The organism is Amycolatopsis sp. NPDC049159, from assembly GCF_040648295.1.
GTDB classification, from domain to species: Bacteria; Actinomycetota; Actinomycetes; order Mycobacteriales; family Pseudonocardiaceae; genus Amycolatopsis; species Amycolatopsis pretoriensis_A.
Window position 1 is genome coordinate 206814 of the sequence record NZ_JBEZDL010000007.1, and the last position, 25169, is coordinate 231982.

Consider the following 25169-nt stretch of genomic DNA (forward strand, 5'->3'; position numbering starts at 1 on the left):
GGTAGCTGCCCGGCGTCGTGCGGCCACCGTGGTCGTCGCCCAGGTCGTGGCTGCGGGTCGCGGACGTGCTCGGCGTGGTCCGGCCCCCGTGGTCGTCACCCAGGTCGTGCGTGCTGCTCGGCCGGGAGCCCGTGGTCGTCGCCGAGCTTGCGGGGGTGCTGGTCGTCGGGCGACCGTCGTCGGCGCCGGACTGGGCCAGGGCCGCGGTCGTGCCGCCCACCGCGAGCGCGGCACCGGCCGCGGCGATCACCAGGATCTTGCGCATGTGCATTCCTTTCGTTGCCTGTCAACGAAAAGGAGCTTCACGCACCGGACGCTAGCGGCGCGCTGCCCGCACCTTAAGGCATCCCTAACGCCGCGCCGAGTTCCAGTGCGATCCGGACGCCGTGCGGCCGCGCGCGGGTCACGCTGAACGTCCCGCCGGACGCCCGCGCCGTCTGGCGGGCGATGTCGAGCCCGAGCCCGGTCGAACCGGCGCCGCTCTCGCCGCGCGGGACCTCGTCGAAGCCCGGGCCCTCGTCCGAGACCTCCAGGCGGGCGCCCGCGGGCGCCGCCGACAGCCGGATCGCGTAGGCCGTTCCCTCGGGGGTGTGCGCGAAGATGTTGCCCAGCAACGCGTCCAGGCACGCGGCCAGCTCGGGCTCGCCGACCGCGACCGGCAGCGGGCCCGGGTCGATCGCCACCGTCACCGCGCGGTCCTGGTCCTGGGCCAGCACCGCCCAGAAGTCCGCCCGTTCGCGGACGACCAGCGCCGCGTCGCACGCCCCCGGTGCCGCGTCCCGCGCCCGTGCCTGGTCGATGAGCGCGGTCACCTGGCGCTCCAGACTTTCGGCGTGGCCGGTGATCCGGTCCGCTTCCTCGGGGTCGCGCAACGCCTCGGCGTCCAGCCGCAGCACGGTCAACGGCGTCCGCAGGCGGTGCGAGATGTCGGCCACGGCTTCGCGTTCCTGCCGGACCAGGTCGCGGATCCGGGCGGCCAGGAGGTTCAACGCGGCCGCGACCGACCGCACCTCCCCCGGGCCGCCGGGCCGCGCGCGGGCATCGAGGTCGCCGTCGGCGAGCCGGCGCGAAACCGCCGCGAGCTCGTGGACCGGCCGCACGATCGAGCGCGCCAGCCGGTCGGCCACGAACACTCCGAGCGCAAGCAACAGCACCCCCAGCCCGGCCAGGACCAGCCAGGCCGCGCCCAGTCCGCGGGTCAGCTCCGCCCGGTCCACGAAGGCCCGCACGACGGCAGTGCCCCGCGGCAGTCCCTGGACGGCGACCAGGATCTCCCGGCCGTCGTCGCCTTCGACGGTCAGGCTGCTGCCCTGGGCCGCGGCCAGCGTGACCCCCGGCGTGCGCGGGCCGGGCGCGCCGAGCACCGTGCCGTCCGGCAGGAACACGGTCACCGGGTGGCCCCCGCATTCGTTCGGGGGTTCCGGGTGGCGGAGCCCCCGGCCCGGGGCGGAGCCCCGGTTGTCGCAGGCGGTGTTCAGCTGGTCGACCGCGGGCCGCAGCGCCGCGGTCCCCGCCGTCGCCACGAGGGACGTCAGGGACTGGGCCTTCGCCGTGGCGGCGGTGACCGCGCGGTCCGCGGTGACCGACTGCAGCAGGATCGCCAGCGGCACCAGGAACGCCACCAGCACCAGGCTCATCGCGGCGGCGACGAGGACGGCGAGCCGCTTCCTCACGCGCCGGCCCCCGGCTCGGCCAGCCGGACGCCGACCCGCCGCACGGTGTGCAGGTACCGCGGTTCCTGCGCGGTCTCGCCGAGCTTGCGCCGCAGCCACGACAGGTGGACGTCGACGGTCTTGTCGGCGCCGGCGTAGGGCAGCTTCCAGACGTCGGTGAGCAGCTCGCGCTTGCTCACCACGGTCCCCGCCCGGCTCGCGAGGTAGTGCAGGAGGTCGAACTCGCGCGGGGTGAGGTCGAGCGGCTCGCCCTCGAGGGACGCCTGCCGGGTCCGCGCGTCCACGCTCAGGCCGCCGACCACCACCGGGGCCGTCGTCTCCTCCGGCTCGCTGCGCCGCAGCACGGCGCGGATCCGGGCGTCGAGCTGGGCGCCGCCGAAGGGCTTGACCACGTAGTCGTCGGCGCCCGCATCGAGCAGCCGGACGATCTCCTCCTCGGCGCCGCGGGCGGTGACCACGATGATCGGCACGGCGCTGACCGCCCGGACCATCCGCAGCACCTCGCGGCCGTCGAGGTCGGGCAGGCCCAGGTCGAGCAGCACGACGTCGGGCCGGTCGGTGACGGCGGCCTGGAGCCCGGCCATCGCGGTCGGCGCGGACGTCACGGCGTGCCCGCGCTCGGTCAGCGCGCGCAGCACGGCCGTGCGGATGGTCGGGTCGTCCTCGACGAGCAGCACGGTCGCCATGTCCGGGAGGCTACACACGCGAAGCCGCTTCGCCGGGCTCCAGGCGAACGCTAAGGACGGCTTAGCCGCGCTTTAACCCGCCCGGATGGCACAGTGGACGGATGAACAGGCGCGGGGTGCTGATGGCGACGGGCTGGCTGCTGGCCGCCGCCGCGACCGCGGGCGTCGGCACGGTGGCCCTCGACGTCGTCGGCGCGGGCATCCTCGGCCCGCAGAACCAGCCGCTCTCGGCCGACGACGTGGCCCGCGCCCTGGAAACGCTGCCCGCGAGCAGCACCTCCGCGCCGGTCCCGCCGGCCACGACGACCGCGCCGGGTGCCCCGGAACCGCGTGGCCTGACCGTTCCCGGCGGCAGTCTCGTCGCGAAGTGCACCGGGGATCGGGTCGAGCTGCTGTCGTGGAGCCCGACCCCCGGCTTCCGCGCCGACGACGTCGACCGCGGTCCGGCCGCCACCGCGTCGGTGAAGTTCAAGGACGACGGGACCGAGAACGTGGTGCTCGTGTCCTGCCGCGACGGCGAGCCGCACGCGGAAACGGTCGCCGACGACGGCCACCACGGCCGCGGCTAGCGTCGCGCGGCCGAGGTCCGCCGACCCCGGCCGTCGAACACCCTGCGACACGCGGCTAGCCCGGCAGCCCGGCGTTGAGCCGGGCCAGGATGCCGTGCGGGAACGGCAGTTCCGGCGCGCTCGCCCCGGTCAGCCGGTCGAGGTGGGCGTCGCTCACCTCCAGAGTCAGCGCGCCCAGGGTTTCGGCGAGCTGCCCGGGTGACCGGGCGCCGATCAGCGGCGCCGGCATCGACGGGCGGCGCGTCACCCAGTGCAGCGCCACCTGGGCCGGGGTCGCGTCCACCTCGGCCGCGACTTCGCGGACGACGTCCAGCACCGCCCAGCGGGTCTCCGCCGCGGAGCGGTAGGGCGCGCCTTCGGCGAGCCGGCCTTCCCCGCCGCCGTCGCGGGTGTACTTGCCGGACAGGAACCCGCCGCCGATCGCGCCCCACGGCTGGACCGCGATGCCGAACTCCCGCGCCAGCGGCACGAACTCGGCCTCGATCGCGCGCTCGATCAGGGAGTACTCCAGCTGCAGCGCCGTCACCGGCGGGCCGCCGAGCATCGCGGCCTTCGTCGCGTACCACGCCGGGACGTCGCTGAGGCCCACCGCGCGGACCTTGCCGGCGCGCACGAGGTCGTCGAACGCCGCCATGACCTCTTCGGCCGGGGTGAAGCCGTCCCAGATGTGCAGCCAGTACAGGTCGACGTGGTCGACGCCGAGCCGCCGCAGCGACGCCTCCAGCGATGCGACCATGTTCTTGCGGCCGTTGCTGCGGTGGCGGGGGTCGGAAAGCGGTTTCCCGCCGTCGAAGCCGGGCCCGGAGTACTTGGTGGCGAGCACGACGTCGTCGCGGTCGACGTCGCGGAGGAATTCGCCGACGAGCTCCTCGCTGCGCCCGGCGCTGTAGTTGTCGGCGGTGTCGACGAAGTTGCCGCCGCGCCCGGTGTAGGCGCGGAAGACCGCGCGGGCGGTGTCGTCGTCGGCGCAGTGCGGGCCGGAGCCGAAGGTCAGCGCGCCCAGCGCCAGCGGCGAGACGCGCAGCCCGGAGCGGCCCAGCGGCCGGTAGTCGTCCAGTTCGGTCATGACCCGATCGTGCAACCCGGAGCGCGGACCGGGTCAACCCGATCGGGGGGCATTCGCGGGCAACTTCGGGGAGACATCCAGGCATACCCCCGGCTAGCACTGGATGAACGTCCGGGGTGCGCTAGCCTGGCCGGATCACGGGCGCCGGCCCGATCCCCGTCTCGAGGAGTCGATTTCGTGCAACCGAACCTGGGGCCAGGTGAAGACTTCCAGCTGCTGCTCGAACGGCAGGTCCGGGAGATGCAGACGAAGGCCGCGGCGCTGACCGAAGCGATTTCCGCGGCCGGGGCGACGGTCCGCACCCGCGACGGCGCGGTCACCGTGACGCTCGCCCCGAACGGCGCCCTGACGAACCTCGAGCTCGGGCACCGCGCGTGCGAACTGGGTCCGGCGCGGCTGACCGCGACGATCATGGGCGCGGTGCGCGACGCGCAGCGCCAGACCGCCCGCGCCGTCGCCGACTCCTTCGCGACCATCAACGGCGACGGCGAGTCGACCGACATGGTCCGCTCCTTCCTGCCCCCGGATCCGCCGCCGGACGGCGACTTCGCGGCGCCGGAGCCCCCCGAAACCACCCCGCCGCCGGCCCCGCCCGCACCGCCGCGTCCGCCGGCTCCGCCCGCACCGCCGTCCGCCCCGCGTCGCCGTCCCCCGGCCGACGACCACTTCGACGACGAATCGAACCCCTGGTGAGCGGCGGCGGCTTCAAGGTCTCTTCGGAGCCACTGGCCACCTTCGGCAAGCACCTCGACGAGCTGCAAAGCAACCTCAAGGGCACTTCGGACCTCGTCGGCGGCATGGTCTGCGACCCCGGCATGTTCGGGATCAACCCGGCGTGCCAGCTGATGGCCGCGGGTGCGAGCACGTGGACGGACAAGGCCCGGGACCAGTTCGACGCGTATTCGAAGACGATCGGCGAGTTCGCCGACAAGGTCACCGAGGCCGCGAAGCGCTACCAGTCGGGTGAAGAGGACGCCGTGAACTCGATCGTGAGGTTCGACTAGTGGGCGACGACTACCAGAGCAAGGACGTCAGCCTCCACGGCTCCGAACTGTTCAACAGCGACAACGCCTCGGCCGGCGCGGGCTTCTTCGAAGCGGCGATCGGCCTGGACAAAGCCGTCAAGGACAACGACAAGGTCGCGATCGGCATCGGCTCGGCGGGCATGGCGCTGGAGACGATCGGCCTCGTGCTCGATCCGATCGGCAGCCTTCTCACGGCCGGGATCGGCTGGCTCATCGAGCACATCACGATCCTCCGCTGGCCGCTGGACATCCTGATGGGCGACCCGATCGGCATCGCGGCGGCCAGTGAAGCGCTTTCCGCGGAGAAGAAGAAGCTCGAGGAGTGGTCGACGCAGCACCAGCAGGCGCTCGACACGCTGCTCAAGGAGTGGAGCGGCAACGCCGCGGACCAGTTCAAGAAGGACATGGACGCGGTCACCGAGCAGCTGGGCTCCCTCGGCTGGTACCTCGACCAGGCCGGCAAGAACATGAAGATCGCGGGCGGCATCGTCGGCGCCTTCCGCGGCATCCTGCGCGACCTGATCGCGATGCTCCTCGCGACGATCATCAAGGGCGCCCTGATCGCGGCGGCCCTGGCCCCGGTGACGTTCGGCGCGTCGATCGCCATTTTCATCGGCACGACGATCGGCACGGTGGCCACGGCCCTGGGCAAGATCGGCGCGAAGCTGGCCCAGCTGGCGAAGAAGCTCGGCGACCTGCTCCAGGCCCTGACGAAGATGGGTAAAGCAGGCGACGACTTGGCGGCGGCGAAGCCCCCGGCGGGCAGCCTGACGCCGACACCAACCCCGAAGCCCACCCCGAAGCCGGACGCGACCCCGACGCCGAAGCCGGACCCGAAACCCTCTTCGGCGACGCCGGACCCGAAACCGGAACCCAAGCCGGACCCGACGCCGGACCCCAAGCCCGAGCCGAAACCGGACACCACCCCGTCCTCGGCCACACCGGAACCGAAGCCCGAACCCAAGCCGGACACCACCCCGTCCTCGGCCACGCCCGAGCCGAAGCCCGAACCCAAGCCGGACACCACCCCGTCCTCGGCCACGCCGGAACCCAAGCCCGAGCCCAAGCCGGACACCACCCCGTCCTCGGCCACACCGGAACCCAAGCCCGAGCCGAAACCGGAACCCGCGCCGTCCTCATCCTCAGCAACCCCGGAACCCAAGCCCGAGCCGAAACCGGACACCACCCCGTCCTCGGCCACGCCGGAACCCAAACCCGAGCCCAAGCCCGACACCACACCCGAGCCCAAGCCCGAACCAAAACCAGAACCTGCGCCCTCCTCATCCTCAGCAACCCCGGAACCCAAGCCTGACCCCAAACCCGACGCCACGCCCGAACCGAAGCCGGACCCGGCGCCCGCCCCCACCCCGGATCCCAAGCCGCACAAGCCGTTCACCGATCAGATGACCGACGTCATCAAGAACAAGCTGTCCCAAGTGGACGGTGTGACGCCGGAGATCATGCAGAAGTTCGACAAGATCAGCAACTTCTCCGTGCACGAGCTCGGCAAGCTCTTCGGCAAGGAAGGCGCCGAAAAGTTCGAGTCGGCCATCAAGGTCATGACCGACCCGTGGTTCGGGAAGTCGGGCCTCGCGGGCAAGACCGTCGTCGACATGATCAAGGGCGTGCCGGCCAGCATCGGCAACGTCACCGGCGGCGGGGACGACGACTAGTCACTCCAACGTCACCGCCCGGGACGCGAGGTGCAGCGCCAGTCTCTCGTCCGGGCGGGACAGGTCGACGCCGAGCAGCTGCGAAATCCGCGCCACCCGCGCGGCCACGGTGTTGCGGTGCACGCCCAGCACCGTGGCCGTCTCGGCGAGGGACGACTCCGCATCCAGGTAGGCCGCCAGGGTGCGGACCAGGTCGCCCGGGGCGTCCAGCAGCGGGGCGATCAGGGCCCGCGCGGCCGGCTCGAACGTGTCCGTGCGGGTCCACTCCAGCAGCAGCTGGGCCATGCCGAGCTGGTCGACGTGCAGGAAGTGCCCGGTTTCCGGCCGGGTCGCGGCGAGCCGGGCCGCATCGCGGGCTTCCGCGACCGTCGCCGCGAGGCCTTCCGGGCGCGCGTGCGGCCGGCCGACGCCCATGTGCGCGCCCAGGCGCAGCGTGCGGTGCGCCGCCTGCAGCCGGGTCGCCAGCGAGCGCACCCGGGCCGCGGTCGGCTCGTGGTCGAAGGTGACCCAGCCGGTCCAGCCGTCGCCGTGCTCGACGACCACCGCCTCGACGTCGCCGGCCCGCAGCGCCCGCACGACGTCCTGGGTGCGGGCCACCGTGTCGAACGCCGCCGGGACGCCGATGTGCAGCCCGACGTGCCAGCCGCCGAGCCGCCAGCCCGCGTCCGCGACGCGGCGGCGCAGGTCCGCGCCGGGCTCGGTGTCCAGGCGCAGCAGGTCGCCGAGCAACGCCGTGCGCGAGCGCGCGTCCCGTTCCAGTTCCAGCCGGTTGGCCAGCAGCCAGCGCTGCAGCACCCCGGCCGCCACGGCGAGCGCGGGCGGGACGACGTCGGCCCGCGCGGCTTCGGTCCCCCGCAGCTCGGCCGCCAGCCACAGCGCCGGCCGCTGCAGCAGCACCGGGTGGGCCAGCAGCACGCCGTCGTCGAGCTCGGTCCGCTGCGGGACCGGCTCGTCGAGCCGGACGCGCCCGGTGACCTCACCGGCCAGCGGCGCCCCGCGATCGTCGAGCACGGCGACCGGCGACCGCAGCAGCCGCCCCAGCACCGCGACGACCTCTTCGGGCGGGCGCAGCCGGTCGCCGAGCGCGCGGTGGGTGGCCAGCAGCAGTTCGGCGCGGTCCAGTTCGGGCGCGGCGAGCATGAGCCGGGCCTCGACGAGCAGGTCCAGCGGCGACGCACCGGTACCCAGCAACGGAACCGCCAGCCGGTCGGCGAGCAGCCGTGACGCGGTGAGCGGCGCGGCACCGGGCAGCAGCACGGCGGCCGCCCCGGCGTCGGCGCACCGGCGCAGGAGCGCGTCGATCTGCCAGTCGGTCCCGGCGACCGGCCGGACGACGACGGTCAGCTCCCCCGCCACCGGCGTCCGCGAAGCGTCCAAAGTGGCCTGAACCGTCGCGAGTGGACGGTCGAGCCCGGCCGCACCGGCGAGCAACCGGACGTGCTCGGCCCAGCCGGGCAGCGCGAGCACCCGCCGCAGGCTCACCGGCCCCACCTCCGCCCGGCACATCGGGGTGCTCGGGGGTAGCCGGTCACGGGAGGCCCACCGGGTCGCAGTCGATGCCGTACGCGCGGGGGCGCACCACCGGCAGCCAGCGCGGGTCGGTCCAGAACGGCGCCGCCGCCAGGCGGACCACGTCGACCTCCACGCCCGCGCGGATCGCGTCGCACGACACCGGGACGCCGGTGCGGTGGTCGAGCACCGACAGCACGTCCGGGGTCGACGCCACCGGGGCGCCGTCGCGCAGCGCCAGCAGGTATTCGTTCTCCATTTCCAGCCGCAGCAACGAGCCGTCGCGGTGGTCGGCCAGGGTGACGCTGCCGCGGCCGAAGCCCGGGCTGCCGTGCTGCCCCGGCCCGACGTGCCGCGCCACCTCGAGGACGCGGCCGCGGGCCAGCACCGAGCCGTCCAACGCCGTTTCGAGCGCCGCGCGCGCCGGGCTCTCCCCCGCGGCCACCACCCGGCGGCCGAGCGCCAGCGCGCCACTCGTAGTCCCCGGCACCGCGCACTCCGCCAGCTCCCCGGCCGGGATCGGCGCGAGCGCGAACGCCGCCCAGCCACCGGAACCGGCCAGGAACGCGCGGGTTCCCCGCTCGATGACGGCGTCGGACCCGGCCGCCAGCACCACCACCTGGCCGCCGGGCTCGGCCAGCGCGGCCGGCGCGATCCCGCGGCCGGTCGCCGCGACGGAGAACTGGTCGAGCCGGGGCAGGCCGCGGCCCGAAAGGTCGGCGTCGGCGTAGGCGAGCCCGAGCTGCTGGGCCACGACCAGCGGCAGCAGCCCGTTGAGGCCGCCGATCTCGATGGACATCAGCGCGTCGGCGCGCTCGCCGGTCCAGCGTTCGACGGCGGCCACCGCGGCCGCGAACTCGTCGCCGCCCGGCAGCTTCTCGGTGAACGCCGCGGTCGCACCGACGACCCCGACCGGCACGACCCGCGCGTCCGGCGCCAGCTCCCCGATCGCGGAGACCTCGGGTTCGCGGCCGCCTTCGACCAGCCGGCGCAGCAGCACTGCGGCGGTGACGGTGTCCCCGCCACCGCCGGACCCGAGCAGGGCCACCCCGCGTTCGAGGGCGGCCACGTCACCGGCGGTGATGCGCATGACTGACCACAGTAGACGAGGTCAGCGCAGCGCGTACCCACCGTCGGGGTACAGCGTCGACCCGGTGGTGTACGTGCTGCCGAACAGGTACAGCACCGCATCGGCCACTTCGGACTCCTTCCCGACGCGGTGCAGCAGCGTGTCCCGCGAGTACTGGTCGAAGCTCGCCTCCCGGACGTCCGCCGGCCGCCCGGCCCAGAGGTCGCCGTCGATCGTGCCCGGCGCGACGACGTTCACCCGGACCGGCGCCAGCTCGACCGCCAGCCCCCGCCCGAGCCCTTCGACGGCGGCGTTGCAGGCGACGTACGCGGGCGCGGCACCGGGCGGCCGGACGCTCGCCGCGCCCGACATCAGCACGATCGACGCGTCCGGCGCCAGCTTCGGCACCGCGTGCTTGACGGCGTGGTACTGGCCCCAGAACTTCGTCGTGAACGGGCTGGCGGCGTCCTCGTCGCTCAGCTCCCGCAGCGGCCCGACCGTGTAGGACGCGCCGGGCGTGAACAGGTGGTCGACGCGGTCGAGAGCATCGAAGAACGCCGCCAGCGAGTCCTGGTCGGTGTTGTCGACGACCTGCCAGGTCCCGTCGACCTCCTTCGCCGCCGTCGAAAGTTTCTCCGGCGTCCGCCCGCCGAGGTGGACCGACGCACCCGAAGCGGCAGCCCGCCGGGCCACTTCCCGCCCGATGCCCGAACCACCACCGATGATCACGACCTGCTTCCCGGCCAAGCTCATCCGATCTCCTCCACGGGGACGAAGTCGTGCGGCAGCCCGAACGCGGCCGGGCCGAAGGTGTCCAGGGCTTCCGGCGTGCGCATCAGCGGCGGGGTCGAGATGCCGACGACGGTGACGCGCTGGCCGTAGCGCAGGGTTTCGGTGGTGATCGGCTCGGCCGTCGCCGACTCCAGCACGCAGATCAGGTCCGGCACCAGGCAGCGCACCTCACCGTCCACTGTGGCCAGCAGGTTCTCGTTCTGGAACAGGATCTCCAGCTTGCTCGAACCGTCGAACGACACCGCCGCCGCGCGCCCGCGCGCGAAGCCCGCCTCGGTCCGGCGCTCCACATCGGACACCTTGCCGCGGAACAGCACCCGCAGGTGCTCGTACGGCGTCGAGCGCAACGCCGAAGCGAGCCGGTCGACGGGGTCCTCGTTGGCCGCCCGCGCTTCCCGGATCGTCCGGCCCACGGTCAGCGCCAGCGAAAGCGTTCGCGGCACGGCGGTCCGCTTGACGTCGGCGCCGCTCATCGCGTACTCGGCGATGTGCGCGACACCGCCGAGCCGGATGGTGACCCCGCGGGCCAGCCACTCCATCCGCCGGTTGTCCGCGCCGGTGTCGATCACCGTCGTCTCGCCGCGTTCGCCGCCGATCGCCATCGGCGAGCCCGGGATACCGTATACACCGAACGTTTCCATCTGCAGCTCCGGGAACGCCCGGCCCATGCCGTCGGCGTCGACCACCGGCAGCCCGAGCCGGGCGCCGACGATCAGCGGGATCATCGAGTTGATGCCCCCGCACTCGATCGGCATGGTGGCGTCCGCGCGCCTGCCGAGGTGCTTCTCCAGCGTCCGCAGCGCCAGCACGGGTTCGGCGCCGTTGGGCAGCTTCTCGTGCACGACGGTCGGCGCGCCCATCTGCGCGGTCGGGATCACCAGTGCGTCGTCGTCCACTTCGGACGGCTCGAGGATCGTGATCGGCCCGTGCTCGCGGATGGCTTCGCGCACGAGCAGCCGCCCGACGTACGGGTCGCCACCGCCGCCGGTGCCGAGCACGGCGGCGCCGCGGGCGAGGTCCGGCAGGTCGTCCTCGGTCAGGGTCCAGCTCACCCGGCCACCCCGATCGGGTCGATGTCGTAGCCGAAGTACCGCGGGCCGGCGAGCGCGATGCCCTCCGGCGTGTGCCAGCGCGGGTCGGCGGGCGCGGCGATCACCGTGACGCGCTGGCCGTACCGCAGCCCTTCGGTCGTCACCGCCTCGCCGGACTCGCGTTCCAGCGTGCAGATCAGGTCGGGCACCGACGCCTGGACGACACCGTCGCGCTCGGCCACCAGGTGCTCGTTCTGGAAGCGCAGCACCAGTTCCGCTCCGGTGTCGTCGTCCATTCCGGACAGTTTCGCTTCGCCGCGGGCGAACCCGGTGACCGTCCGGCGGGCGACGTCGACGACCTTGCCGCTGAACAGCCGCCGTCCGCCCAGCCGGGAAGCGACCCGGGCCACGGGATCCTCGTGCGCGGCACGTGCGGCCCGGACCAGGGCGCCCAGTTCGGCGCACAGGCTCAGCGTGCCCGGCACCAGGGATTCCCGTGCCTGGCCGCCGGACATGGCGTAGTTGCTGATCATCGCCGAGCAGCCCATGTCGATGGTCGCCGAGCGCGCCAGGCGCTCCGCCCAGCGATTGTCGACGGTATCCAATACTCCGCGGTTGCCCTTTTCGTCGGCGATCGACATCGGCGTGGCCCGGATTCCATACAGTGTGGGAAGTACCATCTGCAGCTCGGGGAACGCGCGCCCCATCCCGTCGGCGTCGACCAGCGGCAGGCCGAGCTGCGCGGCCGCGACGACCGGGATGAGCGAGTTGACGCCCCCGGCTTCGGCACACGCGATGTGCGTCAGCTCCTTGCCGAGGTAGCCGGCGAGCGTGCGCGCGGCCAGGCCCACCTGCTCGGCCGACGGCAGCTTCTCCACCATGACGGTCGGCGCGCCCATCATCGCGACCGGCAGCACGACGGCGTCGTCGCCCACCTCCGCCAGCGGAACCAGCGGCACCGCGCCGTGCTCCCGCACCGCCGAAAGCGCCAGCAGCCTGCCGATGTACGGGTCGCCACCGCCCCCGGTGCCGAGGATGGCGGCACCGCGGGCGATGTCGTCGAGGTCGTGCTCGGTGATCTCGCGCATCACGCCCCCAGCTGCAGGTCGCCGACGGCCTTGACGCGGATGCGCGTGGCGTTGCCGGGCAGGTACGGGATGGGCACCTCGTCGAAGTCGACGATGCCGACCGAAGCCGGCGAAGCACCAGCGGCGACCGCGCGGTCCACGGCCTCCTGCTTCGCCTCGTCGACGACCGCTTCGCGGCGGCCGGGCTCGATCACGTAGACGCGGTCGACCTCGCCGCCGATCTGCGCGATGGCCGCGCCGATCGCGTTGGCCACCGCGTAGTTCTCGGGCCGGTGGACTTCGCCGCACCCGGCGAGCTCGTCCGGCAGCAGCACCGAACCACCGCCGACCGCCACCACCGGCAACGGCTCGGCGGACGTCCGCATCCGTTCGACCACATCGGACACCTCGGCGGCGATGCGGTCCAGCGCCGCCCGCACCAGCGCCTTGTCCAAATGCGACACCAGCGACGGGTCGCCGATCTCCGCGCGGCCGGCGGCGACCGCGATGTCGGTCGCGGTGAGCGTGTCCCCGCCGAAGACGAGCGCCTTCGACGTCAGCTCGTAGCCGACGGAATCCGGGCCGACGGTGACGTTCCCGCGCACCCGGCTGCCGCCGCCGATGCCGATCGACAGCACGTCCGGCATCCGGAAGTTGGTGCGGATGCCGGCCACGCTGACGTCCGTGGTCGCCTCACGGGGAAATCCCTGCCGCAGCACACCGACGTCCGACGTCGTGCCGCCGACGTCGACCACCGCGCACGTGTCCAAACCGGACAGGATCGCCGCGCCGCGCATCGAGTTCGTCGGCCCGGAAGCGAAGGTCGCCACCGGGTAGCGGCGGGCGAAGTCGACGTCCATCAGCGTGCCGTCGTTCTGGCTCAGGTACAGCGGTGCGGTGATGCCCGCGCCGGTGACCGACGCGGACAGCCCGTCGACGATGTGCGCGGCCAGCTCCCGCAGCGCCGCGTTGATCACCGTCGCGTTTTCCCGCTCCAGCAGGCCGATCCGGCCGATCTCGTGGGACAGCGAGATCGCGACGTCCGGCAGCTGCGCGCCGATGATCTCGGCCGCGCGGGTCTCGAACTCGGCGTTGACCGGGGAGAAGACCGAGGTGATGGCGACGCTGCGCACCCCGGCCGCCCCCATGTCGTCGGCGGCCTTGCGCAGTTCGCTCTCGTCGAGCTCCGCGATGTGGCGGCCGTCGAACTCGTGTCCACCGTGGACCAGGTAGCTGCGCCCCGACACCGCGTCGACGAGCCGCTGCGGCCAGTCGACCATCGGCGGCAGCGACGCCCCGGCGGGCAGGCTCAGCCGCACGGCCGCGGTCGGCGCGAGCCGGTGGGCCTCGACGAGGGCGTTGATGAAGTGCGTGGTGCCGATCATCACCGCCCGCACCGCCGCCGGGTCGAACGCGCGTTGCCGCTGCAGGCCGTCGATCGCGGCGACGATGCCCGAGGTGACGTCCGCGGTCGTGCTGGTCTTGACCGAGGCGAGCACCTGACGGCCGTCGAGCAGGACAGCGTCGGTGTTGGTGCCGCCGACGTCGATGCCGATGCGCACGAAGGTTCTCCTTAAGCAGACTGGACGGCGGGAGCGGTCTCGGCGGTCCGGCTGCTGCCGATCCCCCGCACCAGACCGAGCTTCCCGGCGACGACGTACAGGACGAAGGCCACGACGAGCGAGTTGATGCTCGGCAGGCCCCACTCGACGAACTCGCCGAACAACGCGGCGGCGACCCAGACGACGAGGGTGGCGGGCACCCACGCCGGCGCGTCCTCGGGCACGGTTCCCCGCGCCCGCGCGGATTCCAGGTCCCCGCGCCACTTCTTCACCACGAAGTACTCGGCGACCATGATCCCGGCGATCGGCGGGAACGCGACGCCCAGCACGGTGAGGAAGTCGGTGAACTTCGCCAGGATCCCGGCCGCGGCGAGCAGGCTGCCCGCGACGCCGAGCACGGCCGTCACCAGACCGCGGTGGGCTTTGCGCCCCGACACCGTGCCGATGAAGTTCACGACGCCGAGCCCCGAGGAGTACAGGTTCCAGTCGTTGATCTTCATCGTGCCCGCGATGACGATGAGCAGCCCGATCCAGCCGACCGACGACGTCACGATGGTGGTGATGCCGGCGCTGCCGACGGCGTGCGCGAGCAGGACGCCGGACAGGCCGATGACGTACTCGCCGAGGGTGATGCCGACGAGCGTCTGCTTGACGACGTCGGCGGTGGTGCGGTTGAAGCGGGTCATGTCCGGGGTGATCACGGCGCCGACGATGAAGCCGCCCGCCACCAGCGTGGTGCCCTGCAACAGGCTCAGTGCCGGGCCGGGCGGGGCCGAGGACACGAGCGTGCCGAGGTCGTGGCGGGTCAGCTCGGAGATCACCGACCACCCGACGAGGATCAGGAAGGCCGGCACGGTGAGGTACGCCGTCCAGGCCATGGAGTGGAAGCCGCGCACGACGATCGCGGTGACGAGCAGGCCGAAGAGCAGCGCCCAGCCCCACTCCGGCAGGCCGCCGATGAGCGCGACGAGCCCCTGCGCGGATACTGCCGACTGGATACCGAACCAGCCGATGAGGCTGATCCCGATGGCGAGCCCGATGAGCGCCGAGCCGCCGCGGCCGAAGCCGGTCCAGCGGGCGATCATGGACGTCGAGAGGCCCTCGCGGACGCCGATGACGCCGACGAGGATGGTGATGAGCTCCAAGATGACCGAGCCGAGCGTGAACGCCAGTACCGCGTTCCAGAAGCTCATCCCGAAGCCGACGGTGGCTCCGAGCAGGAACTGGGACAGGGCGGACACCTGGCCGAACCGCTGGACGGCGACCGACCACCACGAATACCGGGCGTGGTCCGGCACTCTGGTGAGGGCATAGTCATCGACACCGACTGTTGAGGCCACGCCGACCTCCTTCTCCGTGCGGGGGAAACGGTTCCCCGCACCGTAAGCAGCGGTTCCGGCGGCGTCACCGTGCGATGTGCACAGCGTGAGCCTCAGCGCTGTGCATTCAGGCCAGCGGGTCCACTCCGGTCAGCGTGGCACTTTCCGCCCAGAGCCGCTCGGCAGCTGCCTCGCCGGTCAGGTTCGCCCAGCGCTCCTCGAGCTTCGGCCGGCCGCGGAGGCCGAACACCCGCGGGCCCCACAGCTGCCCGCCCGCGACATCGGGGCCGAGCACCGCGCGGACGGCGGGCCGCGCACCGGCGTCCTTGCCGTGCAGCAGCACCCGGGCCGGCAGGCCGCGCAGCCACTGGCCGGTGGTGCGGACGTGCACCGGCGGCCGCGACGGCGTCAGCGAGTCCAGGGCGCCACCGGGGTGGGCGATGACGCTCAGCCGCTTCGAGCCCGTTGCCCGCAGCCGCCGGTCGAGTTCGACGGCGAAGAGCATCTGGGCGACCTTGGAGCGTTCGTAAGCGCGCTTCGGGACGTAGCCGGCTTCGCTCTGTAGGTCGGCGAAGTCGAGCTTTGCGGACTTCGCGGCGAAGCTGCCGGTGGTGACGATGCGCGCGTCCGGCGCCAGCACCGGCAGCAGCCGCGCGATCAGCGCGAAGTGGCCGAGGTGGTTGGTGCCGAACATCAGCTCGTGGCCGGCGGCGGTCTCGCGGCGGGGCGGGTGGTCGAGCAGCACCCCGGCGTTGCAGACGACGGCGTCGAGCTCACCGGTGTCGACGGTGGCGACCTGGGCCAGGTCGGCCAGGTCGAGCCGGACGTGCGTCACCACCGCCCCGGCGACCCGCGACCGGATCGACGCGATCGCGGCTTCCGCCTTCGCCGCGTCGCGGCTGCCGAGCACGACGTCCGCGCCCGCCGAAGCCAGCTGCTCCACGGCGAAATACCCGATCCCCGCGTTGCCGCCGGTCACCAGCACCCGCATCGACGTCCCCTCCCCGTGCCAAGCTGTCCCGCATGGAGAACGCTACCGGCTACCGGCGGTCGGCCGGCTCGGCCCGCGGCGAGGCCCGGCGCCGGGAGCTGCTGGCGACGATCACCGACGACGTCGCCGAGAACGGTCTCGTCGACTTCTCGCTGCGGCGGGCGGCACGGTCGGCCGGGACGACGCACAAGGTGCTGCTCTACCACTTCGACGGCGTCGAAGACCTGCTGCGACAGGTGGTCTTTTCGTTGCGGGAGCGGCGGATCGGCAACGCGCTGGCGGCCGTCGCGGCGGAACCCTCGACACTGACCGACCGCGTGCGTGCCGCCTGGGTGAGCCTGCGCGACGAGGAGTCGGAGCTGCGCCGGGTGCTCGACCAGGCGATGGGCCTGGCGATGTACGACCCGGGCCGGTACGCGGCGCTCGGCCGCGGAGCGTCGCAGCAGTACCTCCCGACGCTGATTTCGTTCTGTCCCGCGGACTGGCCCGAGCAGCGCAAGCACGAAGTCGCCTCGATGATCCTCGCCACCCTGCGCGGCTTCCTCGTCGACCTGCTGACCAGCGACGACGGCTCCGGCGCCGAGGCCGGGTTCGAGGCGCTGCTGCGCGCGGTGACCCGGGAGGAAGCCGCAGGCTGAGCCCTCGACAGTTTGCGAACCACGTGGTTCACTTCGAACCATGCAGATCGAGCTGACCGCGGGGACCGTCGAGTACACCGACACGGGTGGGCCGGGCCCGGTCGTGGTGTTCGTCCACGGCCTCCTGATGGACGGCTCGCTCTGGGACGGCCCGGTCGCCGCGCTGCCCGGTCACCGGTGCGTGGTCCCGACGTTGCCGCTGGGCGCCCACCGCAAGCCGATGCGTCCCGGCGCCGACCTGTCGCTACCCGGGATCGCCCGGCTGCTGACGGAGTTCCTCGAAGGCCTCGACCTGCGCGAGGTGACCCTGGTCGGCGTCGACACCGGCGGCGCGCTGGTGCAGCTGCTGATGGCCGACGGCGTTGCGCGCGTCAGCCGGGTGGTGCTGGCGTCGTGCGACGCGTTCGACAACTTCCCGCCCGGGCTGACCGGTAAGACTTTGTTCCTGACCGGAAAGCTGTCACCAGGGCTGTTCGGCGTGTTCATGCAGCAGATGCGGCTGCGCGCGGTGCGCCGGCTGCCGATCGCGTTCGGCCGGCTCACCAAACGCGGTGACGCCGTCGCGGCACGCTGGATCCGGCCGTTGCTCGGCGACGCCGGCATCCGCCGCGACACGGTTCGCGTCCTGCGGGAGTTCGCCGCGGCGCCGGGAATCCTGGTGGCGGTGGCCGAGCGGCTGCCGGCGTTCGACCGGCCGGCGCTGGTGGCGTGGGCCCGCGAGGACCGCGTGATGCCGCCGGAGCACGGCGAACGGCTGACCGCGTTGCTGCCCAAGGGAAAACTGGCGCTGGTCGACGACAGCTACACCTTGCTGCCACTCGACCAGCCCGAGGAGTTCGCCCGGCTGGTCCGGGAGTTCACCACCGCGTGAGAGCTCTTTCAGATCCGGCTGAGCCCGTGCAGGATGCGTTCCATCAGCTCGAGGCTCGGCCGGTTCCCCGCGCCCTTCCGGGCGGTGTGCACGGCGACGATCCCCCGGTCCGCCAGGTCCGACAGCAGGACCCGCGCCACCCCCAGCGGGATCCGGCGCCGCGCGGCGACCTCCGCGACCGACTGCGAAGTCCGGAGCAGCGCGCAGATCTCCGTCTCCTCCCGCGTGCTCCCCCGCACCACCGCCCGTCCCCGCTGCGTGATCGAGACGAGCGTCTCGACCGGCAGGTCCCGGGTCGGGCGGGTGCGGCCATGAGTGCGGAAGTACGGACGGACCATCCCCGCTCCGCCTTCTTCGAGCACGGACCCCCAGTGCACAGCCAGCTCCTCACGGCGATTAATCCTTGTCGGCGATTATTTGACCGGGTGATCGACTCACCCGCAATCGACCGGACGGAGTAGTGCCGGAAAAACCGCTGATCAACGCCCCGGTGGCGGCGCAGTACTACCCCGAAGTACCAGGTGCGTCCCGACAATCGCGGGCGATGTCGCGATTTTTCCGCCGGACAACCTCGCGCGCAGCAGCCGCCCGGCCCGCTCCCCGAGCTCCGCCACCGGCTGCGCCACGGTGCTCAGTTCGAGCAGATCGGCGAGGTCGTGGTCGTCGAAGCCGACCACCGAGACGTCCGACGGCACCCGCAGCCCGGCCCGGCGCAGCGTCCGCAGCGCCCCGAACGCCATTTCGTCGGACGCGGCGAACACCGCGGTCGGCCGGCGGGGCAGGCCGAGCAGCGTCCCCATCGCCCGCTCCCCGCCCGCGACGGTGAAGCCGCCACCGGTCTCGAACGCGGGGTCCGGCTCGCGGCCGTCCTCCCGGCACACCGCGTGGTAGACCTCGCGATAGGCCGCGAGCCGCCGCAACGGCGTCGTGAAGCCGAGCGGGACGGGCTCGTCCTCGCCGATGAACGCGATTTCGCGGTGCCCGAGCTGGACCAGGTGCCGCATCGCGGCCGCGGCGGCGGCGTGGTCGTCGATGCCGACCGAGTCCGCGCCGGGTTCCTCGGTACCGACCGTGACGAGTGGGGTGCCGAGCCCCAGCAGCAGCTCGCGTTCGAAAGCCGCGAGGGGCAGGGAGAGCACGAGCACGGCGTCGACCCGGCGGCGCAGCGGCAGGTCGGCGAAGAACCGCGCGCGGCCCGCGTCGTCGCCGAGGTTGTAGAGCAGCAGGCTGATCCCGGCCTCGCGCAGCACCCGCTCGACGCCGGAGATGAGGCGCGAGAAGTACCAGCGGTCGACGTAGGGGACGAGCACGCCGACCGTCCCGGTGCGGCCGGTGGCCAGGCTCGACGCCGCGGGCGAGATCGCGTAGCCCAGCTGCGCGGCGGCCGCCAGCACCCGGGTCCGCGTGCGCTCGGCGACGCCCGGCACCCCGCGCAGCGCCCGCGACACGGTGGCCGCCGAGACCCCGGCGACCCGGGCGACGTCGTCGAGCTTGTCCGGCATGCCCCGCCCCCTTCGCTGCAAGCGCTTGCAACCATCCGAGTTGCCGCCATTGACACCTGCCTTGATCAAGGCTAATCATCGATGCAAGCGCTTGCAATCGCGCGTCGCCTGTCCGACAAGGAGGCCGACATGCGCCAGCTCCTCCCCCTCACGGCCGCGGCCGTGCTGGCCGGCACCGCGCTCGTCGCGTGCTCCTCGGCCGCCGGGCTGACGATCAACCTGTACATCTCGCCGGAAGACCACCTGCAGACGGTGGTCGACCGCTGCACCGCGGCCGCCGCGGGCAAGTACAAGATCGTCTACAACAAACTGCCGCGCGGCGCGGACGGTCAGCGCGAGCAGATGGTCCGCCGGCTCGCCGCGGGCGACGCGTCCCTGGACGTGCTCGGCCTCGACGTCACGTGGGTGCCGGAGTTCGCCGAAGCGGGCTGGGCCGAGGAATGGACCGGCGCGAACGCGGCCGCGGCCACGCGGGACGTGCTGCCCGGCCCGCTCGCCACGGCCAAGTGGAACGGGAAGCTCTACGGCGCCACCAAGAACACCAACGTCCAGCTGCTCTGGTACGACGACCGGATCACGCCGTCGCCGCCGAAGACGTTCGACGAGCTGATGACGCAGGCGGAACAGCTGAAGGCGGCCGGGAAGCCGTACCAGGTGCTGTTCACCGGCGCGCAGTACGAGGGCCTGGTCGTCTTCTACAACACGCTGGTCGCCTCGGCGGGCGGGCACATCCTGTCCGACGACGGCCGTTCGGTCGTGATGGACGACGGCGCGGTGCGCGCGCTGGAGCTCCTCAAGCGGCTCACCACCGCGGGGATCACCGACCCGTCGCTGACGAACCAGAAGGAGGACGAGATCCGCCAGGCGTTCCAGCGCGGGCAGGCGGCGACCGAGCTGAACTGGCCGTTCGTCTACGCCTCCTACGCCAAGGAAAAGCCGCAGGACCTCAGCCACTTCAAGTGGACGCGCTACCCGTCGGTGACCGCGGGCCAGCCGAGCCGGGTGACCATCGGCGGCTTCAACCTCGCGGTCAGCACGTACTCCCGGCACAAGCCCGAAGCGTTCGAAGCGGCGCTGTGCCTGCGGAACGCGGCGAGCCAGAAGTACCAGGCGCTGGTCGACGGTATCCCGCCGAGCATCGCGACGATCTACCGAGACACCAGCCCGCTCGACGCGGCGAAACCGGCCGACGCCAAGGAAAACCCGACGATGGCCGACCAGTACCCGATGAAGGACGACATCCGGGCCGCGCTGACGGACGCGGCGGTCCGCCCGCTGACCCCGGCGTACCAAAACCTGTCGACGGTGATGTCGAAGGTCCTCTCACCGCCGGCGGAGATCGACGTCCAGGCGACGGCGAAGGAACTGCGCGAGCGCTTGGCCGACGCACTGGATTCGCGGGGCATCATCCCCTAGCGAGCCGCGCTTCGATGCCGTCGAGGAGGAAGTCGAGGCCCAGCCGGAAGGTCTCGTCGGCGTCGAGGTGGACGGCGTCGTGGATGACCGTGGACAGCGCGGGGTAGCGGCCGGTGGCCAGGGTCCGCTGCAGGTACGGGCCGTAGGACCGCTGCCACTGTTCCCTGTCCATCCCGGAGCTGCGCTCGGCGCGGCGTTCGGCGGTCTCGCGGCGCACCGCACCGATCACGTACGCGTCGACCGCCGAGACGACCGGCATGACGTCGTCCACGCTGACGCCGTCCAGCGCGGCCACGACTGCCTCGCCCTTGGCCAGCGCGTTCGGCCCGAGCGCGGGCCGTCCGCCGATCAGGTCGGCGAACCACTCGTGGCGGCGGACGGCCTGGCGGGTGGCTTCGGCCAGCGAGAGCAGCACTTCGCGCCACCCGTCCCCGGTCGGCCGGATCCCGCCGTGGACCGCGTCGGCCATCAGGTCGAGCAGCTCTTCCTTGGTGGCGATGTAGCCGTACAGCCGCATCGGCCCGACGTCCAGCTCCGCGGCGACCTTGCGCAGCGAAACCGCCACGAGGCCGTCCGCGTCGGCCAGCCGGACCGCCGCCCGGACGATCAATTCCCTGCTCAGCGGGGCCGGCACCGGCCGATCCGGCGGCTCCGGCCGCTCCCACACCACCATGCCGCGGACAATACAACGCCTTCTGCGATACAGTGTATCGATCGATACGGTGCATCGGAGGAAGCCATGACCATCGCCATCGTCGGAGCGGGCCTGGGCGGCCTGGCCCTGGCCCGGGTGCTGCACGTGAACGGCGTCGAGGCCGTCGTCTACGAGCGGGAGCCGTCGCGCGAAGCCCGCGGCCAGGGCGGGATGCTGGACATCCATTCCGGGCAGCGGGCGCTGCGCGAGGCCGGCCTGATCGACGAGTTCTTCGCGATCGCCCGCGGCGAGGGCCAGGACATGCGCCTGCTCGAGCCGGACGGCACGCTGCTGCTCCAGGAGGACACGCCGGACGACGCACCGCTCCTGCGTCCCGAGGTCGACCGCGCCGACCTGCGCGACCTGCTGCTGGACTCCCTCCCCGCCGGCACGGTCCGCTGGGGGCACGCGTACGCGTCCGCCGCCGACGGCGTCGTGCACTTCGCCGACGGGAGCAGCGCGGAGTACGACCTGCTGGTCGGCGCGGACGGCGCCCAGTCCCGCGTCCGAGCCCTGCTCACCGACGCCCGCCCGGTGCACATCGGCCAGAACACCGTCGAGCTCGGCATCCCCGACATCGACCGCACCCACCCGGACCTGGCGGCCATGGTCGGCCGCGGCAACTACTGGGTGTTCGGCAAGGGCATTTCCCTGGCGGCCCAGCGCAACGGCGACGGCCGCGTCCGCATCGGCCTCAGCTTCTACAACACGGGCGAGGACTGGCTGGCCACGAGCGGAATCCCGCTCGACGACCCGGCCGCCGCCCGCGCCCGCCTGATCGAACTCCTCCCCGGCTGGGCCCCGGGCATCACAGCGCTGATCGAGGCCTGCGACGACACGGTGCTCCCCCGCACGATCACCACCCTCCCCCCGGGCCTGACCTGGCCGCCACGCCCGGACGTGACACTGATCGGCGACGCGGCCCACCTGATGCCCCCGGTGGGCGAGGGCGCGAACATGGCACTGCTGGACGGCGCGGTGCTGGGCCTCGCACTGGCCGAACAGCCGGACATCCCGTCGGCGATCGAGGAGTACGAGCGGGAGATGTACGAGCGCACGGGCAAGGCGGCCCTGATGTCGGCGCGGATGCAGGAACTGCTGATGTCCCCGGACGCGAGCCGCCGGTTGCTGGAGTTCTTCCAGCCGAGCTGAGTTTCAGAGGCGGATCGGTTTCTTGTTCATGAACTCCTCGATCCCCAACGGCCCCAGCTCCCGGCCGATGCCCGAGCGTTTGATGCCGCCGAACGGGAGGTCCGCCTCCGAGCCGCCGGACTTGTTGATGTAGACCATTCCCGCGTCGATCGCGCGGGCGATGCGGGCCGCGCGGTTGCGGTCCGTGCTGAAGACGCTCGCGCCCAGTCCGAACGGGGTGTCGTTGGCCAGTGCGATCGCTTCCTCCTCCGTCTCGGCGCGGAAGAGCAGGGCTACCGGGCCGAAGATTTCCTCGTGGTACGCCGCCATTTGCGGGGTTACGTCGGTGAGGACCGTCGCCTCCAGGTACGCGCCCGGGCCTGGGATGCGGTGGCCGCCCGCGCACAGGGTTGCGCCCTCGGTGATGGCGCGTTCGACCTGGGCGGCCACCTCGTCCGCGGCGGCCGGTGAGGCCAGGGGCGGGAGTGTCGTCGCCGGGTCCGCCGGGTCGCCCGGCACGTAGTACGCCGCGACGCGCTCGGCGAACCGGTCGGCGAACTCCTCGTAGAGCTCGCCCAGCACGATGATGCGCTTCGGAGCGTTGCACGACTGGCCGCAGTTGCGCATCCGGGCGGTCGCGGTGACCTTGACCGTCTCGTCCAGGTCGTCGGTGTCCAGCACGATCAGCGGGTCCGAGCCGCCGAGCTCGAGGACGCTCTTCTTGAGGTTCCGCCCGGCCTCCGCCGCGACGGAGATGCCGGCCTGCTCGCTGCCGGTCAGCGACACGCCCTGGATGCGCGGGTCGGCGAGCATCCACGGGACCTGACGGCTCGACGCGAAGACGTTCACGTACGCGTCTTCGGGCACGCCGGCGTCGCGCAGCACGCGCTCGATGGCGACCGCCGAGCGCGGGCAGATCGACGCGTGCTTGAGCAGGATCGTGTTGCCCAGCACCAGGTTCGGCGCGACGAACCGGGCGACCTGGTAGCACGGGAAGTTCCACGGCATGACGCCGAGCAGTGGCCCGATCGGCTCCTTCGTCAGCACGGCCTCGCCGCCGCGGATCGGCAGCGGCTCGTCGGCCAGCAGCTCCGGGCCGCGCTCGCCGTAGTAGCGGAAGATGTCGACGACGACGCCGACCTCGCCGCGGCCTTCGTTGATCCGCTTCCCCATTTCGAGGGTCATGATCGCGGCGAGCTCGTCGGCGCGTTCGGCGAACAGCCCGGCGGCCCGGCGCACGATCGCGGCCCGCTCGGCGACGGGCCGCGCCCGCCAGCCCGCGTACCCGCGGTGCACCCGGCCGATGGCGGCTCGGACCTCCTCGTCGGTCGCGTTCGGGATCTCCTCGACCCGCTCACCCGTCGCGGGGTCGGTGACTGAGTACATGGCGGCCTCCGTATCCGACGCGTCTACTGGATACTGTATACACTATCGGACCACTGATCGACACCCGCGCGGCGGTACTCCCGCGCGCTTGATCGCCTATCGTTTTCCCATGACGCTGGAGCTCACCGGCGGCCCCGAATTCGACGCACTGGCAACGGAAAGCGCTCGCTGGACGCGCCACTACGCGGGCGGCGAAGTCACGTTCGGCTGTCCCGCACGCACACCGGAACGCACCCCGCGGGTCTGGAGCGGCCGCGGCCTCGGGCTGGCGGAAGCCGAGCTGCCCCGGTTCGCCCGCCAGCTAGCTCGCGCGATGAAGCACTGGACGTACTGGGAAGCGCGGATGCCGGGCAGTCTCCAGTGCTGGTCGGCCGGCCGCTACGACGACGAAGACGGCTTCGTGTACTTCCTCGGGCCGTGCACGCACGGTGATCCCTGGCCGGGGTACCGGCCGGCGCGGGCGTTCGCCATCGCGCTCCCCCACGTGCGCGGGCTGCGGATCCGGGTGGCTGCTTACCTGGCGATCCACTGACGTCCGGCCCGATGACATGAAAGAGTCGTTCATGACGTCGGACGCGGTGAAAGAGTCGTTCACGGCAGCGCGACGCCGCCGGCTCCGCCAGGTCGTGCGAGCAGGTGCCGTCGCCGCCGTGGTCAGCGGTATACCGTCGACCGTGCACGCCCTCGCCACCGGTGGCGACCTCCTCGCCGCCACCCGCGCCGCGGGCACGCTGATCCCCGGCAGGCGCGACCGGCCCGGCGTCGCCGCCGGGCTGGTCGCACACCTGTTCATCGCCGCCGGGTGGACCGGCGTCCTCGCCGTCGCCCGCTGCCGCGGCGTCACCCGCGGCGCGGTGGCCGGGCTGGCGATCGCCGCACTGGACCTCGGCCTCGCCGCTCGGGCCTACCCCGCCGTGCGGATGCTTCCCCGCGCGCCGCAGCTGGCCGACCACCTGGTGTTCGGCGCCGTCGCCGCCGCCCTGCTCGACCGTCCGAAAAGGACGGATCAGGGCACGACCTCGACGACGTCACCCGGGTGCAAGGAGTTGTAGAACGTCACCGCGGCCGCGTGCGAAAGGTGCACGCACCCGTGGGACTTCGCCTTCAGGCTGCCCTGGTGGAAAGCGACCCCGGTGGTGGTGAAGAACACCGAATAGGGCATCGGGCCGTTGTACTGCTTGCTGTAGTGGTCGATGTCCTTGTACTGCACGTGGAACTTCCCGAGCGGGGTCGGGTACTTCGGCAACCCGACGGTGATCGGGACGCCGCCGTAGGTGACGTTCCCGGCGCCGTCCGTCAGCCACGCCGTGTTCGAACTGCGCTGGACGCAGGCCTTCGCTTCGGCACTGCACGGCGTCGACGCCGCTTCGGCCGTTCCCGCGAACGCCACGGTCCCCGCCATCGCGGCGACCCCGCCCAGTAGTGCGATCATCCTCCGGTTCATCGCGTGCCTCCCGTCGTCGTTCGGCTACAGGAGGTAAGGTGCCCCGTTTTTCGAT

27 protein-coding genes are annotated in these 25169 nt (G+C 72.5%); 10 read left to right on the top strand and 17 right to left on the bottom strand.

Features of this window, described 5'->3' with window-relative positions:
• The 3 genes from AB0B33_RS15690 to AB0B33_RS15700 form a co-directional block, all read right to left on the bottom strand.
• Positions 1-265 (bottom strand): hypothetical protein (locus AB0B33_RS15690; protein WP_360771700.1); only part of this gene is annotated, 265 nt, incomplete at its 3' end.
• A gap of 73 nt (positions 266-338) precedes the next feature.
• Entirely contained in the window at positions 339-1673 is a 1335-nt protein-coding gene (locus tag AB0B33_RS15695; protein ID WP_360771702.1) for a HAMP domain-containing sensor histidine kinase, read from the bottom strand.
• Positions 1670-2359 carry a response regulator transcription factor gene (locus AB0B33_RS15700; protein WP_247021807.1) on the bottom strand — a complete coding sequence of 230 codons (690 nt, stop codon included), beginning with the start codon at positions 2357-2359 and terminating at the stop codon, positions 1670-1672. Before AB0B33_RS15700 ends, AB0B33_RS15695 begins: the two co-directional genes overlap by 4 nt.
• 101 nt (positions 2360-2460) lie before the next feature.
• Here AB0B33_RS15700 and AB0B33_RS15705 point away from each other — a divergent pair, with 101 nt between their 5' ends.
• Complete coding sequence (locus AB0B33_RS15705) at positions 2461-2928, top strand: hypothetical protein (RefSeq protein WP_360771706.1); 468 nt, start codon at positions 2461-2463, stop codon at positions 2926-2928.
• A 55-nt stretch (positions 2929-2983) separates the two neighbouring features.
• On the opposite strand, the gene AB0B33_RS15710 is transcribed toward AB0B33_RS15705, so the two are convergent.
• Positions 2984-3994, bottom strand: coding sequence for an aldo/keto reductase (locus AB0B33_RS15710; RefSeq protein ID WP_360771709.1), 1011 nt, complete (start codon positions 3992-3994; stop codon positions 2984-2986).
• 177 nt (positions 3995-4171) lie between these two features.
• Here AB0B33_RS15710 and AB0B33_RS15715 point away from each other — a divergent pair, with 177 nt between their 5' ends.
• From AB0B33_RS15715 to AB0B33_RS15725, 3 genes are read left to right on the top strand one after another with little or no spacing between them, the layout of a single operon-like run.
• Entirely contained in the window at positions 4172-4687 is a 516-nt protein-coding gene (locus AB0B33_RS15715; RefSeq protein ID WP_247021801.1) for a YbaB/EbfC family nucleoid-associated protein, read from the top strand.
• Entirely contained in the window at positions 4684-4998 is a 315-nt protein-coding gene (locus AB0B33_RS15720; RefSeq protein WP_360771712.1) for a hypothetical protein, read from the top strand. Before AB0B33_RS15715 ends, AB0B33_RS15720 begins: the two co-directional genes overlap by 4 nt.
• Positions 4998-6692: a hypothetical protein gene (locus tag AB0B33_RS15725; protein WP_360771715.1), complete on the top strand. Its 1695-nt coding sequence runs from the start codon at positions 4998-5000 to the stop codon at positions 6690-6692. Before AB0B33_RS15720 ends, AB0B33_RS15725 begins: the two co-directional genes overlap by 1 nt.
• Here the strand turns inward: AB0B33_RS15725 and AB0B33_RS15730 are convergent, their stop codons facing one another.
• The 8 genes from AB0B33_RS15730 to AB0B33_RS15765 form a co-directional block, all read right to left on the bottom strand.
• The gene (locus AB0B33_RS15730) at positions 6693-8174 is read right to left on the bottom strand and encodes a helix-turn-helix domain-containing protein (RefSeq protein WP_360771718.1); all 1482 of its coding nucleotides are present in this window, start codon (positions 8172-8174) and stop codon (positions 6693-6695) included.
• Positions 8175-8220: 46 nt separating this feature from the next.
• A complete protein-coding gene (locus AB0B33_RS15735) occupies positions 8221-9291 on the bottom strand; it encodes a DUF917 domain-containing protein (RefSeq protein ID WP_360771720.1) in 1071 nt (356 codons plus the stop codon).
• Between the two features lie 21 nt (positions 9292-9312).
• On the bottom strand, positions 9313-10023 hold the full coding sequence (locus tag AB0B33_RS15740; protein WP_360771722.1) for an SDR family oxidoreductase: 711 nt from the start codon (positions 10021-10023) through the stop codon (positions 9313-9315).
• Positions 10020-11114: a DUF917 domain-containing protein gene (locus tag AB0B33_RS15745; RefSeq protein WP_360771725.1), complete on the bottom strand. Its 1095-nt coding sequence runs from the start codon at positions 11112-11114 to the stop codon at positions 10020-10022. Before AB0B33_RS15745 ends, AB0B33_RS15740 begins: the two co-directional genes overlap by 4 nt.
• Positions 11111-12181: a DUF917 domain-containing protein gene (locus AB0B33_RS15750; RefSeq protein ID WP_360771728.1), complete on the bottom strand. Its 1071-nt coding sequence runs from the start codon at positions 12179-12181 to the stop codon at positions 11111-11113. The genes AB0B33_RS15745 and AB0B33_RS15750 overlap by 4 nt, the downstream gene beginning before the upstream one ends.
• Positions 12181-13722: a hydantoinase/oxoprolinase family protein gene (locus AB0B33_RS15755; protein ID WP_360771731.1), complete on the bottom strand. Its 1542-nt coding sequence runs from the start codon at positions 13720-13722 to the stop codon at positions 12181-12183. Before AB0B33_RS15755 ends, AB0B33_RS15750 begins: the two co-directional genes overlap by 1 nt.
• Positions 13723-13733: 11 nt before the next feature.
• Positions 13734-15062: a cytosine permease gene (locus tag AB0B33_RS15760; RefSeq protein WP_360771734.1), complete on the bottom strand. Its 1329-nt coding sequence runs from the start codon at positions 15060-15062 to the stop codon at positions 13734-13736.
• A 106-nt stretch (positions 15063-15168) separates the two neighbouring features.
• On the bottom strand, positions 15169-16032 hold the full coding sequence (locus AB0B33_RS15765) for an SDR family NAD(P)-dependent oxidoreductase (protein WP_360771737.1): 864 nt from the start codon (positions 16030-16032) through the stop codon (positions 15169-15171).
• A gap of 32 nt (positions 16033-16064) precedes the next feature.
• Here AB0B33_RS15765 and AB0B33_RS15770 point away from each other — a divergent pair, with 32 nt between their 5' ends.
• Positions 16065-16670 (top strand): TetR/AcrR family transcriptional regulator, encoded by a 606-nt coding sequence (locus AB0B33_RS15770; protein ID WP_360771739.1) that lies wholly within the window; start codon positions 16065-16067, stop codon positions 16668-16670.
• 40 nt (positions 16671-16710) lie between these two features.
• The gene (locus AB0B33_RS15775) at positions 16711-17541 is read left to right on the top strand and encodes an alpha/beta hydrolase (protein WP_360771742.1); all 831 of its coding nucleotides are present in this window, start codon (positions 16711-16713) and stop codon (positions 17539-17541) included.
• Positions 17542-17549: 8 nt separating this feature from the next.
• On the opposite strand, the gene AB0B33_RS15780 is transcribed toward AB0B33_RS15775, so the two are convergent.
• Complete coding sequence (locus AB0B33_RS15780; protein ID WP_360771745.1) at positions 17550-17918, bottom strand: DUF742 domain-containing protein; 369 nt, start codon at positions 17916-17918, stop codon at positions 17550-17552.
• Between the two features lie 102 nt (positions 17919-18020).
• Complete coding sequence (locus tag AB0B33_RS15785) at positions 18021-19043, bottom strand: LacI family DNA-binding transcriptional regulator (protein ID WP_360771747.1); 1023 nt, start codon at positions 19041-19043, stop codon at positions 18021-18023.
• A gap of 129 nt (positions 19044-19172) precedes the next feature.
• On the opposite strand from AB0B33_RS15785, the gene AB0B33_RS15790 reads away from it, so the two are divergent.
• Positions 19173-20459, top strand: coding sequence for an ABC transporter substrate-binding protein (locus tag AB0B33_RS15790; RefSeq protein ID WP_360771750.1), 1287 nt, complete (start codon positions 19173-19175; stop codon positions 20457-20459).
• Here the strand turns inward: AB0B33_RS15790 and AB0B33_RS15795 are convergent.
• Positions 20449-21132: a TetR/AcrR family transcriptional regulator C-terminal domain-containing protein gene (locus AB0B33_RS15795; protein ID WP_360771752.1), complete on the bottom strand. Its 684-nt coding sequence runs from the start codon at positions 21130-21132 to the stop codon at positions 20449-20451. The two genes, AB0B33_RS15790 and AB0B33_RS15795, sit on opposite strands and share 11 nt — an antisense overlap.
• Positions 21133-21198: 66 nt before the next feature.
• On the opposite strand from AB0B33_RS15795, the gene AB0B33_RS15800 reads away from it, so the two are divergent.
• Positions 21199-22305 (top strand): FAD-dependent monooxygenase, encoded by a 1107-nt coding sequence (locus AB0B33_RS15800; protein WP_360771755.1) that lies wholly within the window; start codon positions 21199-21201, stop codon positions 22303-22305.
• Between the two features lie 3 nt (positions 22306-22308).
• Here AB0B33_RS15800 and AB0B33_RS15805 read toward each other — a convergent pair whose 3' ends face one another.
• Positions 22309-23670: an NAD-dependent succinate-semialdehyde dehydrogenase gene (locus AB0B33_RS15805; protein WP_360771757.1), complete on the bottom strand. Its 1362-nt coding sequence runs from the start codon at positions 23668-23670 to the stop codon at positions 22309-22311.
• 109 nt (positions 23671-23779) lie between these two features.
• On the opposite strand from AB0B33_RS15805, the gene AB0B33_RS15810 reads away from it, so the two are divergent.
• Both AB0B33_RS15810 and AB0B33_RS15815 read left to right on the top strand, forming a co-directional pair.
• The gene (locus tag AB0B33_RS15810) at positions 23780-24202 is read left to right on the top strand and encodes a hypothetical protein (protein ID WP_360771760.1); all 423 of its coding nucleotides are present in this window, start codon (positions 23780-23782) and stop codon (positions 24200-24202) included.
• A gap of 31 nt (positions 24203-24233) precedes the next feature.
• Complete coding sequence (locus AB0B33_RS15815) at positions 24234-24722, top strand: hypothetical protein (protein WP_360771763.1); 489 nt, start codon at positions 24234-24236, stop codon at positions 24720-24722.
• Here the strand turns inward: AB0B33_RS15815 and AB0B33_RS15820 are convergent.
• Complete coding sequence (locus AB0B33_RS15820) at positions 24677-25114, bottom strand: L,D-transpeptidase (protein WP_360771765.1); 438 nt, start codon at positions 25112-25114, stop codon at positions 24677-24679. The genes AB0B33_RS15815 and AB0B33_RS15820 overlap by 46 nt on opposite strands.
• Positions 25115-25169 lie beyond the last annotated feature (55 nt).